This window comes from Pseudocitrobacter sp. 73 (assembly GCF_008369545.1).
Lineage (GTDB): Bacteria > Pseudomonadota > Gammaproteobacteria > Enterobacterales > Enterobacteriaceae > Pseudocitrobacter > Pseudocitrobacter vendiensis.
In genome coordinates this window covers 88,096-105,343 of the sequence record NZ_VTZO01000011.1, presented here as the reverse complement: position 1 = coordinate 105,343, position 17,248 = coordinate 88,096, and the positions used below count along the sequence as shown (strand labels likewise).

Genomic DNA, 17,248 nt, shown 5'->3' with positions numbered 1-17,248 from the left:
AAGCCAGCAGACTTCCCCCCATAGCCAGCCTCAAGTCCAGACCGAGGCCACCGGGGGTCCTGACCAGCCGTCTAGACATCTCGTCTAATGACACAAGTCTGGCACAAAGAATGACACAAGGTCTTGACTCAATGCAGGACCTCAGGCCTACTAATGTCTCTCGTGACTCTAACGAGTAACCGCTTCAAGTCCTTGAAGTTCCAGATGAACTTGATAGGCACATCAAGTTTTTCTTTGCCACGTACACCGTCGCGCAGGGCGGTCATTTCCGGGCCGTGGTCGATGGCATCCGTCCAGCTAAAGCAGGAGATTTGCGTTTTCACCGGGTTTTCCGGCAATGGCATACGTTCGATGGTAATGGTGTAGGTTGATTCTCGCGCGCCGCTGTTACCACCGTTGATGCCCACATTACCGGTAAGAATGGGAAGCATCGCGATCGCGCGGGACGTTTGTTCGCCGTTAGCCTGACGCTGTGGCCCCCAGCCCTGGCAAATATACGCAGGTTTAGCCGTGCCAATTTCACGGGCGAGCTTAATAATGCGATCCGCGGGAATGCCGGTAATATGCGAGGCCCACGCCGGGGTTTTGGCGATACCGTCTTCGCCCTGACCGAGAATATACGCCTTATAGTGCCCGTTGGTGGGGGCACCTTCCGGCAACGTTTTCTCATCGTAGCCGACGCAATATTTATCAAGGAAAGGCTGATCAACCAGATTTTCGTTAATCAACACCCAGGCAATTCCCGCCACCAGCGCAGCATCGGTACCGGGGCGAATGGGGATCCACTCATCTTCTCGGCCCGCAGCGGTATCGGTATAACGAGGATCGATAACGATCATGCGCGCATTTGAGCGTTCACGCGCTTGTTCAAGAAAATAAGTAATCCCGCCGCCGCTCATGCGCGTTTCCGCCGGATTATTGCCAAACATCACCACCAGTTTAGTGTTTTCGATATCGGAGGTGCTGTTACCTTCGTTTGACCCGTAGGTGTAGGGCATCGCCGCCGCGATTTGAGCGGTGCTGTAGGTGCCATAGTGACTGAGAAAACCGCCATAGCAGTTCATCAGGCGGGCAACTAACGAGGCGTAGGGCGAGGAGCGGGTAATATTGCCGCCGACGATCCCGGAGGTGTAGTTGATATACACCGCTTCGTTACCGTATTCATGCACCACTTTTTTCAGGCTATTGGTGATGGTATCCAGCGCTTCATCCCAGCTGATGCGCTCAAATTTACCTTCGCCGCGTTTACCTACGCGCTTCATGGGGTAATTAAGGCGGTCCGGATGATTGATTCGCCGTCGGATCGAGCGCCCACGCAGGCAGGCGCGCACCTGGTGATCGCCATACACATCATCACCGGTGTTATCCGTTTCAACCCAGTACACTTCGTCATCGCGCACGTGCAGACGTAAAGCGCAGCGGCTGCCGCAGTTGACGGAGCAGGCGCCCCAAACGACTTTGTCTTCGGGCTGATTCGCGGATGAAACTGCGGCGGCGGCAGGATGTAAGGCAAAAGGAAGAGATAATCCCCCCGCGACCAGGGCCAGTGAGCCCGCGGCTGAGGATTTGATAAGCGTCCGTCGGCTTATCCCGGCGGGAGATTCCGTTGTTGACATCGCTCACTCCATTATTATTTTGTTTAATTAATTTCAAAGTGAAATTAAATACCGGCTAATGGTGAGCGGATCATACATATTAAGGAGTAGGAAAGAATTATCCCTGGTCAAACCAGGGATAATATTTGATGACAGCTACGATTTTATTGTGCGTCGCTGGAAGGGGCGTTGTCGCTGCGGGTATAGATAATTTTAAAGGTGTCGTTGGCGCAGTGGCCGACAACCTGAGCGCCTGGCTGGTCCGCCTGATCGTTTGGCACGATATCCAGTGAAAATGCGCTTTCGGCAACGCCGTTGTTGATGATTTTTTGTTGAATATCACTCCTGACGCGTTCACATGAGTCAGGCGCCGCCAGCGCGGGCGCAACGGCTCCAGCCAACAGTAACGCGAGTAACCAGCGTGAAGATCTCATGGCAATCTCCTTTTTGAAATGTAAATCAAGTATAGCAAAGCTAGTGTAAATAACTGTATTTGCTAATATGATTGAGAAAATTCCCCAAAAAGGATCCTGGCGTGAAGAGACTTCTGTTGCTGACCTCATTTATAGCGCTACTTGCAGCCTGCGATAAAAATGACTCGCCAGCCGCATTTTCACCAGAAATGGCGAGCTTTTCTAATGAGTTTGATTTCGATCCGCTGCGCGGGCCGGTTAAAGATTTTAGCCAGACGCTAATGAATGAAAAGGGCGAGGTGGCAAAGCGGGTTAGCGGGCAGATGTCCGAAGAGGGCTGCTTCGACGTGCTGGAGTTTCATGACCTGGAAAATAACACCGGGGCGACGCTGGTGCTGGACGCCAATTATTACGTCGATGGCATGACCCAGGAAAAACGCGTGCGGTTGCAGGGAAAATGTCAGCTGGCAGAATTACCGTCTGCGGGCGTTGCCTGGGAAACAAACGACGATGGCTTTGTGGTGAAATCACTCAGCAAGGAACGTGAAGTGAATTATCAGTATGACAGTGAAGGATATCCGCTGGGTAAAACGTCGCTCACGAAGGGAAATACGCTGGCGGTATTATCTACGCCATCAGACGATCCGCGTAAAAAGCTCGATTACACCTCCGTCAGCCTGCTGAACAAGCAGCCGGTTGGTAACGTTAAACAGAGCTGTGATTATGACCGGCATGATAATCCGGTTAGCTGCGACCTCGAGGTCGTCGATATGAGCGTGAACCCGGCGGTCACGCTCCGCTATACGATTAAAAACGTGATTGATTATTACTGAGCCGTCGGCTTCAGTAATCCGGGCGACGGTGTTTTGTGCATCGCCATATATTGATGCTGGAACAGACACATGCGGATGGTATTTCGGTACTCGCCGTTGATAAAGAATTCGTGAATCAGCTCGCCCTCCACCATAAAACCGAGTTTGCGATAGATATGAATCGCTTTTTCGTTTTCTTTATCGACAATCAGGTAAAGCTTATACAGATTCAGCACCGTAAAGCCGTAGTCCATCGCCAGTTTTGCCGCTTTCGAGGCTAACCCTTTACCCTGGTGTTCCGGCGAAATAATAATCTGAAATTCCGCGCGGCGGTGAACGTGGTTAATTTCGACTAATTCGACCAGGCCCGCTTTCTCACCGTTGCACTCCACCACAAAACGACGTTCGCTTTGATCGTGAATGTGCTTGTCATAGAGATCGGAGAGTTCAACAAACGCTTCGTAGGGCTCTTCAAACCAGTAACGCATGACGCTGGCGTTATTATCGAGCTGGTGGACAAAGCGGAGGTCTTCGCGTTCGAGCGGACGAAGTCTGACGTTACTGGCGTCACTCATGTGAAATCCTTTCAGGCTGACTATGGGATAAAAAGGGGAAAAGGGCGCAAACGCGCCCAACAACTATAGGTTAACAACTAGGGGTTAACGACGCGACCCGTGCGGCGGTCAAGGCAGCGCAGGGTATTGGGTTCCCAGTACGCATTCACGTTAGCGCTCTGCTGGCATTTATCGCGGGAATCGAAAGCGGCATCTTCTTTATCCCACTCTTTCTCAACGCGAGTATTAACCTTATTACGCAGCGAACGGGTATCATTCCACTGCTCTTTATCCATCGCGGCATCCTGACGCGTCTGGGCGTTATCACCCGATTCAATAATCAATTTGCTGGTGTTAGCAGAGGCCGACGCTGTATACATAATCGCGCCCAGTGCCAGCATCGCCGTCAGGCACAGGCGTTTGCCAGATGTCATATTCATTGCAGATTCCTTTGGCGTAACTAAAACTGCTAAGAGTTTACTACAACTCGATTCAGCGGCATACCCACGGGAAAAACAGGGTCGCCTTCAGCGGATTATCCCGTATCATCGTTAAACCAATCTTAACGCTGCGACAAAAATGTTAAAAACATCCTTACTTTTCTTTGCGACGGCACTGTGTGAAATCCTTGGCTGCTACCTTCCCTGGTTATGGCTTAAACGTGGCGCCACACCATTATTGCTTATTCCTGCCGCAGTGTCGCTGGCGATGTTTGTCTGGCTGTTGACCCTGCATCCGGCGGCGAGCGGGCGGGTTTACGCTGCATATGGCGGCGTATATATCCTGACGGCGCTCATCTGGCTAAGGGTTGTGGATGGCGTCAAGCTCTCGCCCTATGACTGGGTTGGGGCAGGTGTCGCCTTCTGCGGCATGCTGATTATTGTGGCTGGATGGGGGCGGGGGTGATTTGTAAGCCTTTACCGTAGGCCGGATAAGGCGTAACGCCGCATCCGGCATGTAGTTCTGCACTTAGCCAACAATCCCAACCGTACCAGGCACCTTTTTTTGTGACCGTGATAGTCATTTTTGATCATTATACTTGTATGGTAGTAGCTCAGTTGTGTAATTTGGCGCCATTAACCGATGAGATGTAAGGATTGAAGATGAAGATCACAGGAGCTGAAGTTTTTGTTACCTGCCCGGGACGAAATTTTGTCACGTTGAAAATCACCACGTCTGAGGGCCTTGTAGGCTACGGCGATGCCACGCTGAACGGGCGCGAGCTTTCCGTTGCCTCCTATCTGAAAGATCACCTGTGTCCACAGCTGATTGGCCGCGATGCGCACCGCATCGAGGATATCTGGCAGTTTTTCTATAAAGGCGCGTACTGGCGTCGTGGTCCGGTTACGATGTCGGCGATTTCCGCTGTGGATATGGCGTTGTGGGATATCAAAGCAAAAGCTGCAAATATGCCGCTTTATCAGTTGCTGGGTGGCGCATCGCGTGAAGGCGTAATGGTTTATTGCCACACCACGGGTCACACCATCGATGACGTGCTGGAAGATTACGCCCGCCACAAAGAGATGGGTTTCAAAGCGATTCGCGTACAGTGCGGCGTGCCGGGCATGAAAACGACCTACGGCATGTCGAAAGGAAAAGGGCTGGCTTACGAACCGGCAACCAAGGGGCAATGGCCGGAAGAGCAGTTGTGGTCAACAGAGAAGTACCTCGACTTCACGCCGAAACTGTTTGATGCCGTTCGCAGCAAGTTCGGTTTTGACGAACACTTGCTGCATGACATGCATCATCGCCTGACGCCGATTGAAGCGGCGCGCTTCGGTAAAAGCGTGGAAGACTACCGCCTGTTCTGGATGGAAGATCCCACTCCGGCAGAGAATCAGGAATGTTTCCGCCTGATTCGTCAGCATACGGTAACGCCAATTGCAGTCGGTGAAGTCTTCAACAGCATCTGGGATTGTAAACAGCTTATTGAAGAGCAATTAATCGATTATATCCGCACAACTATCACTCACGCGGGTGGGATTACGGGTATGCGCCGCATTGCTGACTTCGCCTCACTTTATCAGGTACGTACGGGCTCGCATGGTCCATCCGATCTGTCACCGGTATGCATGGCTGCGGCACTGCATTTCGACCTGTGGGTGCCAAACTTTGGCGTTCAGGAATATATGGGCTATTCCGAGCAAATGCTGGAAGTCTTCCCGCATAACTGGACCTTCGATAAAGGCTATATGCATCCGGGCGAGAAGCCAGGGCTGGGTATTGAGTTTGATGAAAAGCTGGCGGCGAAATATCCGTATGATCCGGCGTACTTGCCGGTAGCGCGTCTGGAAGATGGCACTCTGTGGAACTGGTAATGAAGGAATAAAAAATGAAAAGTATTGTTGTTCAACAACCCAATGAGCTTGTCATTGAAGAACGTCCATTACCAGCACCTGGTGTGGGAGAAGTACGTGTAAAAATCAGTCTGGCAGGTATTTGCGGCTCAGATAGTCATATTTATCGTGGGCATAATCCTTTCGCGAAATACCCACGCGTCATTGGTCATGAGTTTTTTGGCATCATTGATGCGGTAGGTGAAGGGGTTACGGATAAATTACAGGGTCAACGTGTATGCGTCGATCCCGTTATCAGTTGTGGTCACTGTTATCCCTGCTCAGTAGGCAAGCCTAATGTCTGTACATCACTGGTTGTTCTCGGTGTCCATCGTGATGGTGGATTCAGTGAATATGCTGTTGTCCCGGCGAAGAATGCCTGGGTTGTTGCCCCGACGATTGCCGATCATCATGCGGTTATGGTCGAGCCATTCACAATTGCGGCGAATGTCACCGGCCAGGTGGAACCACGTAAAGACGATATCGCACTGATTTATGGTGCTGGCCCGATGGGCCTGACAACGCTACAGGCATTAAAAAATGTTTACCAGGTCAAGCAAGTCATTGTGGTTGACCGAATTGATGAACGATTAGCAATGGCTGAAAAGAATGGTGCAGACTGGGTAATCAATAACAGTACGCTGTCATTGCCGTCGTTACTTGAAGAGAAGGGAATCAAGCCGACCCTGATCGTTGATGCCGCCTGCCATCCTTCAATTTTACAGGAGGCCATTACGCTGGCTTCACCCGCGGCACGGATTGTGCTCATGGGGTTCTCGAGCGAGCCATCCACCGTTGTTCAGCAGGGGATTACCGGGAAAGAGATCTCTATTTATACCTCAAGACTTAATGCCAATAAATTTCCTGTTGTACTGGAGTGGCTGGAAAATGGACTTATTGACCCAGACAAATTAATTACTCACCGCTTTAATTACATCCAGGTCATTGAGGCCATAGAGTTATTCGAAAAAGATCAAAAATCGTGCTGCAAGGTGTTATTAACCTTCAACTAATAACAATAATTAACATGCGATTAAGTTGTACGCATCCTAACGTTTAGAGATGAACGCTATGACTCAAGTAAAACATGAAAGAACAACTTCTGACCTCGTAAGAGCTGCTCTGTCCGGATGGCTTGGTACTGCCCTGGAGTTTATGGATTTCCAGCTTTATTCATTGGGTGCGGCACTTGTGTTTCACGAGATATTTTTCCCGGAACAATCGGCAGCAATGGCCTTGATTCTGGCGATGGGCACTTATGGTGCAGGATACATCGCACGCATAGCAGGGGCTTTTATCTTTGGAAAAATGGGCGACAGGGTAGGTAGAAAGAAAGTCCTGTTTATTACTATCACGATGATGGGTATTTGTACGACGCTGATTGGCGTGCTGCCAACTTATGCGCAAATTGGTATTTTTGCACCAGTATTGTTGGTCACGCTGCGTATTATTCAGGGGCTGGGAGCGGGAGCGGAGATTTCTGGCGCAGGAACGATGCTGGCCGAGTATGCGCCTAAAGGAAAACGCGGGATTATATCGTCGCTGGTGGCGATGGGGACCAACTGTGGCACCTTAAGCGCGACGGCAATTTGGGCATTTATGTTCTTTGTCCTGGATCGTGAAGAACTGGTGGCATGGGGCTGGCGTATTCCGTTCCTCGCAAGCGTCGTCGTCATGATTTTTGCTATCTGGCTGAGACTTAACCTTAAAGAAAGCCCGGTATTCGAAAAGGTTAATGATGCAGAGCTCACCCCTACCAAAGCCGTGTCAGATGAGAATACCGTGGGGGCAATGTTCCGCAGTAAATCATTTTGGCTGGCGACGGGACTACGTTTTGGTCAGGCGGGAAATTCAGGGTTGATTCAGACCTTCCTTGCAGGGTATCTCGTACAAACGCTGTTATTTGATAAAGCCATTCCCACCGATGCGCTGATGATAAGTTCTGTTCTGGGATTTTTGACAATACCACTGTTGGGCTGGTTGTCGGACAAATATGGTCGACGGATCCCGTACATGCTCTTGAGTTTCTCCGCGATGATACTGGCTTATCCTATGCTGGCTATCATTGTCGATAAAAGCTATAGCGTGAGTATGATTATGGCCTCCATTATCATTATTCATAATTTTGCCGTGCTGGGATTATTTGCTCTTGAAAACATCACGATGGCAGAGATGTTCGGTTCGAAGAACCGGTTTACACGAATGGCGATTTCAAAAGAGTTAGGGGGGCTGGTTGCTGTTGGGTTCGGTCCGCTTCTGGCGGGGATCTTCTGCAATATGACAGGATCATGGATGCCGATTGTGGTTATGATTATTTGCTATTCGCTCATCGGCTTTATTTCTGCGCTACTCATGCCAGAAGTTCGCGACCGTGATTTAAGCATTCTGCATGATGCTGCGGATATCACTCTGGCGGAGAAGCAGCGAGCAGCCGGGCAGATGATCTGACAAGAAAAGCACACTGCTTACGCGGTGTGCTTTTCTCAAAATCATAATCCTGTCACACAACTTAAAAATCATGTCATACCAATCGCCAATAAGTTAACTCAAATCAAAAACACGCCAAATGAACTCGTTAATCTAGTATGGCAATCAACGTTCTCTACAGTGAGTCAAAAAGATGCAAAATAAGCTATTAACCGCTAAGGCAACTCTCCCGATCTTTGATCGCAGCAAACTCGTGCCGCGCATTGTCCATCTTGGCTTTGGTGCTTTTCACCGCGCCCATCAGGCTATCTATGCAGATATCCTTGCCACGGAGCACGGCAGTGATTGGGGTTACACCGAAGTTAACCTGATTGGCGGCGAGCAGCAGATTGCTGATCTGAAGAACCAGGACAATTTATACACCGTGGCAGAGATGTCTGCCGACGCATGGACTGCGCGCGTAGTTGGCGTGGTCAAAGAAGCCCTGCACGCGCAGGTCGACGGTCTGGAAACCGTACTCGCGAAAATGTGTGAACCCCAGGTGGCGATTGTTTCCCTGACGATCACCGAAAAAGGTTACTGCCACTCTCCGGCGACCGGGCAACTGATGCTCGATCATCCATTTATCGCCGCAGATATCGAAAACCCGCATCAGCCTAAATCTGCGCCGGGCGTCATTGTTGAAGCACTGGCGCGTCGTAAAGCCGCGGGCCTGCCAGCATTTAGCGTGATGTCTTGCGACAACATGCCGGAAAACGGCCACGTGATGCGTAATGTCGTTACCGCCTATGCCCGCGCGGTGGATGCAGACCTGGCGGCATGGATTGAACAGAACGTGACGTTCCCGTCTACCATGGTAGACCGTATCGTTCCGGCAGTTACTGCTGATACGCTGGATAAAATTGAACAACTGACTGGCGTGCGCGATCCGGCTGGCGTGGCTTGTGAACCGTTCCGTCAGTGGGTGATTGAAGATAACTTCGTTGCGGGCCGCCCGGAGTGGGAAAAAGCGGGTGCGGAACTGGTCTCAGACGTTATTCCGTTCGAAGAGATGAAACTGCGCATGCTTAACGGCAGTCACTCTTTCCTGGCGTATCTGGGTTACCTGGCGGGCTATCAGCATATCAATGACTGCATGGGTGATGAGAACTATCGCCGCGCGGCACATGACCTGATGCTGAAAGAGCAGGCACCGACGCTGAAAGTTCAGGGTGTGGATCTCTCTCGCTATGCCGATCTGCTGATTGAGCGTTATACCAACCCGGCGTTGCGTCACCGTACCTGGCAAATCGCGATGGACGGGAGCCAGAAGCTGCCACAGCGTATGCTGGATTCTGTCCGCTGGCACCTGGTGCATAACAGCAGTTTTAACCTGCTGGCGCTGGGTGTTGCCGGCTGGATGCGCTATGTTGGCGGCGTAGACGAGCAGGGCGAGGCTATTGAAGTGTGCGATCCACTGCTGTCAGTGATTCAGGCGACCGTTGCCCAAAGCGAAGAGGGCGAAGCCCGCGTGAAAGCGCTGCTGGGTATTGAGGCTATTTTCGGTAAAGAACTGCCGCATGAAGCGAAATTTGTTGAGCAGGTGACGAAGGCGTATCTGTCACTGCTGGCGAAAGGTGCGAAGGCGACGGTTGCGGAATTTGCCAACGCCTGATGCGTTAATTTGCCCGGTGGCGCGTTGCTTACCGGGCCTACGTTTTGGTGTTGTGCGGTTTGCGGAATGCCGACACCTGTTGCGGTAATTTGCCCGGTGGCGCGTTACTTGCCGGGCCGACGGATAGGCACTTTCTTCGTAGGCTGGATAAGCGCAGCGCCATCCGGCAAAATGCAGGCACATAATTTCAATCGGGAATTTAACGCAGGCAGGAAACCCATTTTCGGGCGGCCTCAGAACAAGACCACCCGAATAACACCACTAATTAGTGCATGCCGAGACGAATAAGCTCAATCGGCTCGAACTGTCCATCACAACCATCAATCTCAACTGTTTTGCTACGGCGCACCTGGCCAGGTGTCATACCGTCTGCTTTAATCGCCTTGATAGTGCCGGTTTTCCCGGTGCCATTAATCATTACACGGCTGCCAGTAGTAATTGCATTGCGGTTACGATCGTAAGTCATCATGGTGTTCTCCTCTATTTCATATCGAAGCCGGTTACAAAACAGGATGTGGCAACGACGGGTTCTATAAATACGCCTATACCTAAAAAATTAAATTGTTTTTGATCAATTACACGTTTTTTTTAAGGAAAGAGCGGGCCTATACATATCTACAGGTTAGTTAAGAGTAGCTGAAGTAACGGACGAACCTTTTCAAAAAGAGATGGTTTACCCATGGAAGTATTATGGATTTGTTTAGTTTAATTATGGCATTGTTACCTTGCTGCACTAAAGTTCCTCTGGAATAAGGAGATCGGGCTATGTACAAGAAAATATTGATGCCTGTAGATGTATTTGAAATGGATTTGAGTGACAACGCATTGCGCCACGCGGCCTGGTTAGCGGGTGAAGAGGGTGAGATCACGTTGGTGAATGTGCTGCCGAATAGCAGTCGATCGTTATTACGCGGATTTGCCTCTGATATCAAAAAGTTTAATGCGTTTATGTCGAACGAGTCGGAAATAAAAATGAAGCGTCTGATGAAGATGCTGGATATTCCCGCTTCGCGACTGCGTACCGAAGTACGGTTTGGCAATATTCGTGATGAGATTATCGCGATGAGCAAAACGGAAGGTTACGATGCCATCGTTATCGGCTCTCGCAACCCTGGCGGTACAACCCATTTGCTGGGTTCCAATGCTGAGTCGATTCTGCGTCACGCTGCGATACCGACCATGGTCGTCAGAGGGGCCTGAACAACCTGAAAGCCTTCACCCTCAGCGTGAAGGCTTTCTATTACTCTTCGCTAAACCAGTCGAGTTTTTCCTGCCGAATTAACTGCACGGATTCGCTAATCTCCTGCAAATGCTGCGTCATCGCTTTTTCCACTAAATCCGGATCGCGCTTTTCCAGTGCATGAAATATATCGTGGTGCTGCGCCAGCAGCATATCCGGGGAGGAAACATGGTCGAGGCTCATATAACGCACGCGGTCGATCGCCGCTTTAATATTCTCAATGGTATCCCATGCCAACTGACAATCGGCAATCAGTGATAACAGCTGATGAAATTCATCATCAAGCTGGAAAAAATCATTATGCTGAAGTCGGTCGATGGCAATACGCTGTTGGTGAAGATTTTGTTCCAGCTGATAGAGCTGTTTATCGGTGATCATGGTCGCCGCCCGACGCGCCACCGCACACTCAATCGCCTGACGTACAAAACAGCCGTTACGCACCTGAGACAGTGAAATTTTATTCACATAGCTACCGCGCTGAGGGCGAATTTGAATCAGGCCATTTTCCGCCAGCTTAATAAACGCTTCGCGAACAGGCTGACGTGAAACGTCAAAGCGCATCGATACCTCTTTTTCAGAAAGCGGCGTTCCTGGGGGAATCAGGCAATGCACGATATCGCGGCGTAAAATGCGATAAATTTGCTGGTTGACGGGTTGTGTCGGGTTCAGTTGTGTTTCGGCGGCCATTGACTCATTCTTATTCGCTGATTTTGGCCTCTATTTTACGCTTTTTTTGCTGCTGAGCCCATACCCGACGGGCGTCGGGCAGGGCTAAAAACATCAATTTTGACGGTGAACGCTCAGGCCCGCGTAAGTCTGGCTAACCGGCATCATTTCAACGGTGTTGATGTTGACATGTTTTGGCAGCGTTGCCACCCACCAAACCGCTTCGGTCACATCTTCCGGCGTCAGTGCATTAGTGTTTTCATAGGTTTTACCTGCTTTGGCATCGTCACCTTTGAAACGCACATTCGAAAACTCGGTACCGCCGACCAGACCCGGTTCGATATCGGTTACGCGAACGGCAGTGCCGTGCAGATCGGTACGTAAATTCAGGCTGAACTGACGCACGAACGCCTTGGTTGCGCCATAGACGTTACCGCCTGCATAGGGCCAGCTTCCGGCGGTGGAACCAATATTGATAATATGGCCGCGATTGCGCTCAACCATTCCCGGCAGCACGGCGCGGGTCATGTACACCAGGCCTTTGTTGTTGGTGTCGATCATGTTTTCCCAGTCTTCTTGATTAGACTTGAGATAAATGACAGGGAATAAGTGAGATAATTATGGGAAGAACTGGGTCAACATGGGAAGAGACTGGATGGAATATGCAATACCCTTACAGTATGTGAAAATCAGACCGGCCCGAAAAAAACAGAACTCGCACCAGTCTGATTGCAGATATTACTCCTTTCTCCCCGTATCGGCATCGGGTTCACCATCAAACAGTTTGCCCTGCATTCGATCCAGTTCTTCTTTTCTGACCCGCTTCACCACGCTGTAAACCCACTGTAGCGAAACACCAAATTTACGGGCCAGTTCTTGATGGTTGCGCCCGTCAAACTCCAGGAAGATTTCACGGTCGCGCTGGCTGACCTTCCAGACCATGCCCATCGGGAAATAGACGTTTTGCCCGCCCCAGACCTGCATCATACGGTTCGCGACGGCCTGACCAATCTGGTCGGCAACTGCGGGTTCGATATCAATAATCTCGCGGACGGACTCAGAGGTGTGCTGTGCCAGTTCCACCAACAGTTCCGGCCCTTTACTACGAAACTGATTCAGGTCGCTCATTGCTTCACCCCCGCAGCCCTGCGCTGCCACTTTTTCAGTTTCTCAATAACGCTACTTGCCTGCTCATTGCTGAGCCAGCGTAACGCGCTGATGCCCGTTTCCCGTTTAACCCATAGCGCCAGCGCCTGCTCTGAACTGTCACGGACGACACCTGCCGCAGCCATTTCAAGCCATAGTGCACGGATTTTCTTTGACTGAGGATGGCTATCCAGCGGTAAACCGGACCTGGATTTCCCGGCAGATTTAACGCGAAAGCCTTTCTTTTTCATGGATTCCAGCACGCAGTTTAGCTGTGTGGTATCCATCCCTTTGGTTGAGGCTTTGCCGGTCAGCCCCTGCAGCATCTGGCGGTAAGTATCCTCATCCATCTGGAGGTCGCTGCGGGCAATATGAATAAGTTGAATGAGGCGCTGTTTAGTCATCATCGACCTCACCTTTCGATTTTCCTCTGACATAGTCAACATATAAAGGAAGGGCTACAGGCCAGCAAAGGAGCATTACCGCCCAGCTAATCCAGTATTTAGCGCCGCTGTATCGTGAACAAAAACCTGAATGGCGGTGCAGCTCAGCATTACACCACCCCACGAGGCAGTACCAGAACAGGGCGCATACAATATATTCAGCCATCATAAGCCACTCCCCAGCTTCCGCTGCTCATGCCCGCTGACAGGCTGATGCAGGCGAACGTTTTCCCCTTCTCTGTAACCGATATGGCGCGACAAATCCGCGTCACGTGATTTCCCAGCTTCACGGCCCGTAGTTGTGCCTGAATCCGGGTATTTCTGTTCGAGCCAGAGTTGAGCCAGCTCCCGTTCCTCACGAGTCATAGCAAACAATTGCACTTCACTACGCACGGCCAGTACCCAACCTTCGGCAAATTTGTCGCCACGGCTGGTCTTTGTCGTGCTTTTGATTCTTTTATTCTGCTGCCCGATGTAGTTTTTTCGCGCCGTAATAAGCTGTCGGGCGAGAACATCCCAGGTATAAGACGCCAGCTCAACGCGGCCTTTATTACCGTAAAAGCCAACGCTGGGTTTATGACCTGAATGAATAATAGATTCCACCCCAAAGGCCGCCTGGATGATCCCCAGCAGACCCAGCATGTAACGTGGTGGATTAACGCTGCCTGCAGCCCAGTAGTTGCTGATGCTTTCGTCTATATCACTGAGTGCAATATCGTCACGGGTAATGCCGTATGTCTGCATCAGTTTCTGAACACGCTGCAGTGCCAGTGATGCTTCATGTGGATTATCAGATTTTGACAGTGCCAGGAGTTTCTTTAATTTCTCCAGAATCTTTTCTTTATCAGTCATAATTAATCCTCCTTACCTGCACCTGGTTCTATTATGTGCAGCCGTGGCTCTCCATCTTTCGGCTCTGGCCACTGGCGAGCCTTATTTATCGCCAGTTTTTCAACCATTGCCCTAGTGATTGACTCATCAGAAATACCCATACGGCGCTGAGCATCCCACAACAGAAACTGCATATCAGCCCACTCAAGCAGATCGGATGGGGCAGCTGATGCCTCCAGAGCTTCTTTCGACAGGTGTTTCAAAGGGCCAATAGGGCCAACATCGCCGAATGTCGCATTTGACCACTCGGCATGTTCACGACGAACTTGTTCACGTTGATTAGGCTTGCGAAGCTCCTGTAGTTCAGCCAGTGCCAGCACACAATCATGAAATATTGGGTCTATCTTTTGACCGCTGATATAGCTATTTAAAGCATTGTCATGATCGGCCCAGCGTTTCAGGCTTTGATGGATATGGGCCAGGCGATCATCTGGTAATTTTTCATTCTGCGGCATAAGTCACCCCCAGTCGTTCGGCAAGGCGTTCCAGCTTTTTCTGCTTATGAAAGTCAATCATCAGGCCCATCCCGTTGAGGCGGAACTGTTCAATCATGATTTCAACGTCAGCCAGTTCGCCAGCCAGGTCAACTTCACTGCCCAGTCCGTTCATGTTACGGGCAGCAGCAGCGGCCAGTTCGGCGGCTTCTTCTATCAGCTTCAGTGTCTGTGCTTCAGGGCCAAAGGCTTTCAGCGCCAGATAGTAGATCGCCGAACGGTTATCTAAATTCATGTCTTTCATTTTGTTGCCTCGCAGGGGATGAACTCCATGGCCGGGACTTCGGTGTAGTAATGCTGGCTGCAGTGAGGGCATACCAGCGTGATGAGGACGGCTGGCACATGGTATTTGCCAGAGGTAATGACGCTGTCGTCGCTGAACTTCATGGTAGTGATACCTTTCTTACAGTTGGAACATTTGATGGACATGATTTATTCCTCAATGCTGTTTTCGGCGTGCAGAAGCCCACGGCACTGACGCCGAAATAAAAAAGAAATTGAATTAAAATTAAATGGCAGCGATATCTAACGGAATATTAATTAGTTTCCCGTGTTTATCTTTCTCCCGGAAATTAATATAGGTTTTGGACATTGCCACCTGCAGTGATTCCGATATGGCTTCCATTGCCCGGTTCCAGCGCTCGTCCTGAATCTTGACGCGGCGCAGGGAAAGAATACGTCCGGTATTAAGCTGGCCCTCTTTGTCCACCTGGAAAGCATCGCTGATGATGGCCCGCAGGTTGGCGTTTGCGCCTTCCGACCACTCGGTGACGCACTCGTCTATCAGATCTTTGGCAATCTGCAGCTCTGGCCCGAAGGTCAGGGTTTCCTGCACGCGGATGGTGATCTGCTGAGCACCGTCGAAGCTGCTGAAGGTCACGTTGCCTTTGGCACCGCCACGCGTTCTGCCGTACTTCTCGGCCACAAGGTCAAGCCAGGCATAGCACTCGTCAAAGGCACGACGCTTGAAGTCGCTGAGTTCATCGCGTTTAACTTTCGCGGCGGCAACCTGTTCTTTAACGAAAGAATCCATCGCAAGGTCATAGTCAGACACCTGGTCAACCGGCACCAGACGCCCCTTGCGGTCTTTCATGTAGTCTTCTTTATTTACTTCGCTCATCTCTGTTCACCTTATGGTTAATGTAATGACTCTGACCAGGTAATACGGCAGCCATGCAACTCAAAGACGCCCTGACGAAAGCGCCCTGAGCCGTCATGGCCAACATGGGTATAACTCGCTTTGCCCTGCTCCAGCAGACGGGCACAGTGCCCGTTGCGGGCGATACGGATAACCGGCTTACTGCCCGCAATCATGACGCTCTGCACGGTGGTGTTCATGGCGTTGAGCGCCATAATGGCGGACTGCACCTTGCTCATTTGCTGGTTGATATCGGCGATGGATTTCATGATTAAACCCCTTTGACGACGTCGGCGTTGACCTGCGGAACCCCGATTTCAGCAGCCAGATTCATGGCAGCTATCACCAGGTTACTGACGGCCAGCGGATACAGCAGGCTGACCATGCTTTTTCGGTTACTGCCCAGATTACTCAGGCGGGCGCGGATGGCCTCCACTGCGCTGGCGTCCATGATGTCGGCCAGTTGCTTACCGGCGCGTTGCAGCTTGAACGTCAGAAACTCTTCGAGGCTGTTGTCCAGCGGCAGTAGTTCAACCACCTCGCAGCGCTGGACGACCTCACGGACTTCCATGTTGCGTTCGGACAGTTTGTCCGCCAGCTCAGGCTGGCCAATCAGCACGATGGACAGCAGCTTTTTGAAGCCGGACTCCAGTTCAAAGAAGCGTTTAAGGTGCTTCAGTGTCGGAATGGGCAGACTGTGGGCCTCCTCAATCACCAGAACATGGCTGAAACCCGCCTGGCTGCTGTCCTTCAGAACGCGGTGCAGCTGGCGGAAACGGGCGTCCTGGCTGCGTTTGATGCTTTCCAGTGGCGCTATGGTGCTGATGATGGCTTCGGCGATAGCTGCCGCCTTGAGGGTTTTGCCCTTCACATCATTGTCTTCCATGGCGATGATGTATGGCTCTATGACAATCACCGGCGCGTTCTCACGGTTAACGCGTTCAATCAGGTCGCGGCGCAGCGTGGATTTACCCGCGCCGGACTCGCCGATAACCGCCAGAAAGCCACCGTGGCGGGCAGTCTGGAACAGCGCCTCACGCACGTAGCGGATATCCGGCGTGGTGAACACATCGTCCGCGCCCTGCATGGCTTCATCGGCGAACGGGTCACGGAAAAGGCCAAACGCTTTTTTAGTTGCTGGAAATAACACCTGCTTTTTGAGTAACATGTTCTCTTCCTCACTGAGGTTGGTTTTATCGGTAGTACCCGCTGTACGGGGCGTGACAGCGCCCTGTGCAGCATCAAAACTCTTCGCTGTATCAATCCCCTGACTTTCCAGATATAACGCCAGACGCTGGCGCACCTCCTCCGTACTGGTGCGGGGCCACTCGTTATGGTTCACAATCTGGGCCAGTGTGGCCTCGGAAACGGCGACGGCTCTTGCCACCACCGCCTGCGGGATGCGGGCCTCTTTCAGTTGTTGCTTCAGTACCAGCATG

Annotated in this window: 22 protein-coding genes and 2 pseudogenes; 7 read left to right on the top strand and 17 right to left on the bottom strand. The window is 51.2% G+C overall.

The genetic code is table 11. From position 1 onward, the window contains the following. Positions 1-194: 194 nt before the first annotated feature. A pseudogene (locus F0Q32_RS13880) lies at positions 195-1,616 on the bottom strand (molybdopterin-dependent oxidoreductase); the annotation flags it as partial. A 143-nt stretch (positions 1,617-1,759) separates the two neighbouring features. Further along, on the bottom strand, positions 1,760-2,029 hold the full coding sequence (locus F0Q32_RS13875) for a DUF1161 domain-containing protein (RefSeq protein ID WP_149463530.1): 270 nt from the start codon (positions 2,027-2,029) through the stop codon (positions 1,760-1,762). Between the two features lie 101 nt (positions 2,030-2,130). Between F0Q32_RS13875 and F0Q32_RS13870 the strand changes: the two genes are divergently transcribed. Continuing rightward, on the top strand, positions 2,131-2,841 hold the full coding sequence (locus tag F0Q32_RS13870) for a YnfC family lipoprotein (protein WP_149463529.1): 711 nt from the start codon (positions 2,131-2,133) through the stop codon (positions 2,839-2,841). On the opposite strand, the gene speG is transcribed toward F0Q32_RS13870, so the two are convergent. Continuing rightward, entirely contained in the window at positions 2,835-3,395 is a 561-nt protein-coding gene (gene speG, locus F0Q32_RS13865; protein ID WP_149463528.1) for a spermidine N1-acetyltransferase, read from the bottom strand. The two genes, F0Q32_RS13870 and speG, sit on opposite strands and share 7 nt — an antisense overlap. A 77-nt stretch (positions 3,396-3,472) precedes the next feature. Then, the gene (locus tag F0Q32_RS13860; protein ID WP_149463527.1) at positions 3,473-3,814 is read right to left on the bottom strand and encodes a DUF1283 family protein; all 342 of its coding nucleotides are present in this window, start codon (positions 3,812-3,814) and stop codon (positions 3,473-3,475) included. A 139-nt stretch (positions 3,815-3,953) separates the two neighbouring features. On the opposite strand from F0Q32_RS13860, the gene F0Q32_RS13855 reads away from it, so the two are divergent. From F0Q32_RS13855 to F0Q32_RS13835, 5 genes are all read left to right on the top strand, one after another. Beyond that, positions 3,954-4,280: a YnfA family protein gene (locus F0Q32_RS13855; RefSeq protein ID WP_149463526.1), complete on the top strand. Its 327-nt coding sequence runs from the start codon at positions 3,954-3,956 to the stop codon at positions 4,278-4,280. 197 nt (positions 4,281-4,477) lie between these two features. Beyond that, complete coding sequence (gene rspA / locus F0Q32_RS13850) at positions 4,478-5,692, top strand: starvation-sensing protein RspA (RefSeq protein ID WP_149463525.1); 1,215 nt, start codon at positions 4,478-4,480, stop codon at positions 5,690-5,692. A gap of 14 nt (positions 5,693-5,706) precedes the next feature. Next, entirely contained in the window at positions 5,707-6,723 is a 1,017-nt protein-coding gene (locus F0Q32_RS13845) for a Zn-dependent oxidoreductase (RefSeq protein WP_149463524.1), read from the top strand. Between the two features lie 58 nt (positions 6,724-6,781). Next, positions 6,782-8,158, top strand: coding sequence for an MFS transporter (locus tag F0Q32_RS13840; protein ID WP_149463523.1), 1,377 nt, complete (start codon positions 6,782-6,784; stop codon positions 8,156-8,158). A 172-nt stretch (positions 8,159-8,330) separates the two neighbouring features. Next, on the top strand, positions 8,331-9,791 hold the full coding sequence (locus F0Q32_RS13835) for a mannitol dehydrogenase family protein (RefSeq protein ID WP_149463522.1): 1,461 nt from the start codon (positions 8,331-8,333) through the stop codon (positions 9,789-9,791). A 265-nt stretch (positions 9,792-10,056) separates the two neighbouring features. On the opposite strand, the gene ydfZ is transcribed toward F0Q32_RS13835, so the two are convergent. After that, complete coding sequence (gene ydfZ / locus F0Q32_RS13830; RefSeq protein ID WP_149463521.1) at positions 10,057-10,260, bottom strand: putative selenium delivery protein YdfZ; 204 nt, start codon at positions 10,258-10,260, stop codon at positions 10,057-10,059. A 296-nt stretch (positions 10,261-10,556) separates the two neighbouring features. Here ydfZ and F0Q32_RS13825 point away from each other — a divergent pair, with 296 nt between their 5' ends. Further along, positions 10,557-10,991, top strand: coding sequence for a universal stress protein (locus tag F0Q32_RS13825; RefSeq protein WP_149463520.1), 435 nt, complete (start codon positions 10,557-10,559; stop codon positions 10,989-10,991). A 40-nt stretch (positions 10,992-11,031) separates the two neighbouring features. Here the strand turns inward: F0Q32_RS13825 and F0Q32_RS13820 are convergent, their stop codons facing one another. From F0Q32_RS13820 to F0Q32_RS13765, 12 genes and pseudogenes are all read right to left on the bottom strand, one after another. Next, entirely contained in the window at positions 11,032-11,718 is a 687-nt protein-coding gene (locus F0Q32_RS13820) for a GntR family transcriptional regulator (RefSeq protein WP_015964445.1), read from the bottom strand. A 93-nt stretch (positions 11,719-11,811) separates the two neighbouring features. Beyond that, a pseudogene (locus F0Q32_RS13815) lies at positions 11,812-12,285 on the bottom strand (SDR family NAD(P)-dependent oxidoreductase); the annotation flags it as partial. 150 nt (positions 12,286-12,435) lie between these two features. Further along, on the bottom strand, positions 12,436-12,825 hold the full coding sequence (locus F0Q32_RS13810) for a Mor transcription activator family protein (RefSeq protein ID WP_149463519.1): 390 nt from the start codon (positions 12,823-12,825) through the stop codon (positions 12,436-12,438). Beyond that, positions 12,822-13,250 (bottom strand): gp16 family protein, encoded by a 429-nt coding sequence (locus F0Q32_RS13805; RefSeq protein WP_188016863.1) that lies wholly within the window; start codon positions 13,248-13,250, stop codon positions 12,822-12,824. The genes F0Q32_RS13810 and F0Q32_RS13805 overlap by 4 nt, the downstream gene beginning before the upstream one ends. Next, positions 13,240-13,455: a hypothetical protein gene (locus tag F0Q32_RS26545; protein WP_071890037.1), complete on the bottom strand. Its 216-nt coding sequence runs from the start codon at positions 13,453-13,455 to the stop codon at positions 13,240-13,242. The genes F0Q32_RS13805 and F0Q32_RS26545 overlap by 11 nt, the downstream gene beginning before the upstream one ends. After that, positions 13,452-14,138 carry a DUF2786 domain-containing protein gene (locus F0Q32_RS13795; RefSeq protein ID WP_045329648.1) on the bottom strand — a complete coding sequence of 229 codons (687 nt, stop codon included), beginning with the start codon at positions 14,136-14,138 and terminating at the stop codon, positions 13,452-13,454. Before F0Q32_RS13795 ends, F0Q32_RS26545 begins: the two co-directional genes overlap by 4 nt. 2 nt (positions 14,139-14,140) lie before the next feature. Then, the gene (locus tag F0Q32_RS13790) at positions 14,141-14,632 is read right to left on the bottom strand and encodes a DUF550 domain-containing protein (RefSeq protein ID WP_080337357.1); all 492 of its coding nucleotides are present in this window, start codon (positions 14,630-14,632) and stop codon (positions 14,141-14,143) included. After that, a complete protein-coding gene (locus tag F0Q32_RS13785) occupies positions 14,619-14,915 on the bottom strand; it encodes a hypothetical protein (protein WP_045329646.1) in 297 nt (98 codons plus the stop codon). The genes F0Q32_RS13790 and F0Q32_RS13785 overlap by 14 nt, the downstream gene beginning before the upstream one ends. After that, positions 14,912-15,100, bottom strand: a complete 189-nt coding sequence (locus tag F0Q32_RS13780) for a hypothetical protein (protein ID WP_149463518.1) — start codon at positions 15,098-15,100, stop codon at positions 14,912-14,914. Before F0Q32_RS13780 ends, F0Q32_RS13785 begins: the two co-directional genes overlap by 4 nt. Positions 15,101-15,179: 79 nt before the next feature. Further along, positions 15,180-15,791: a DUF3164 family protein gene (locus tag F0Q32_RS13775; protein ID WP_006118595.1), complete on the bottom strand. Its 612-nt coding sequence runs from the start codon at positions 15,789-15,791 to the stop codon at positions 15,180-15,182. Positions 15,792-15,808: 17 nt separating this feature from the next. Further along, positions 15,809-16,078 carry a hypothetical protein gene (locus F0Q32_RS13770; protein ID WP_023214064.1) on the bottom strand — a complete coding sequence of 90 codons (270 nt, stop codon included), beginning with the start codon at positions 16,076-16,078 and terminating at the stop codon, positions 15,809-15,811. Positions 16,079-16,080: 2 nt separating this feature from the next. Continuing rightward, positions 16,081-17,247 carry an ExeA family protein gene (locus F0Q32_RS13765; RefSeq protein WP_045329641.1) on the bottom strand — a complete coding sequence of 389 codons (1,167 nt, stop codon included), beginning with the start codon at positions 17,245-17,247 and terminating at the stop codon, positions 16,081-16,083. Position 17,248 lies beyond the last annotated feature (1 nt).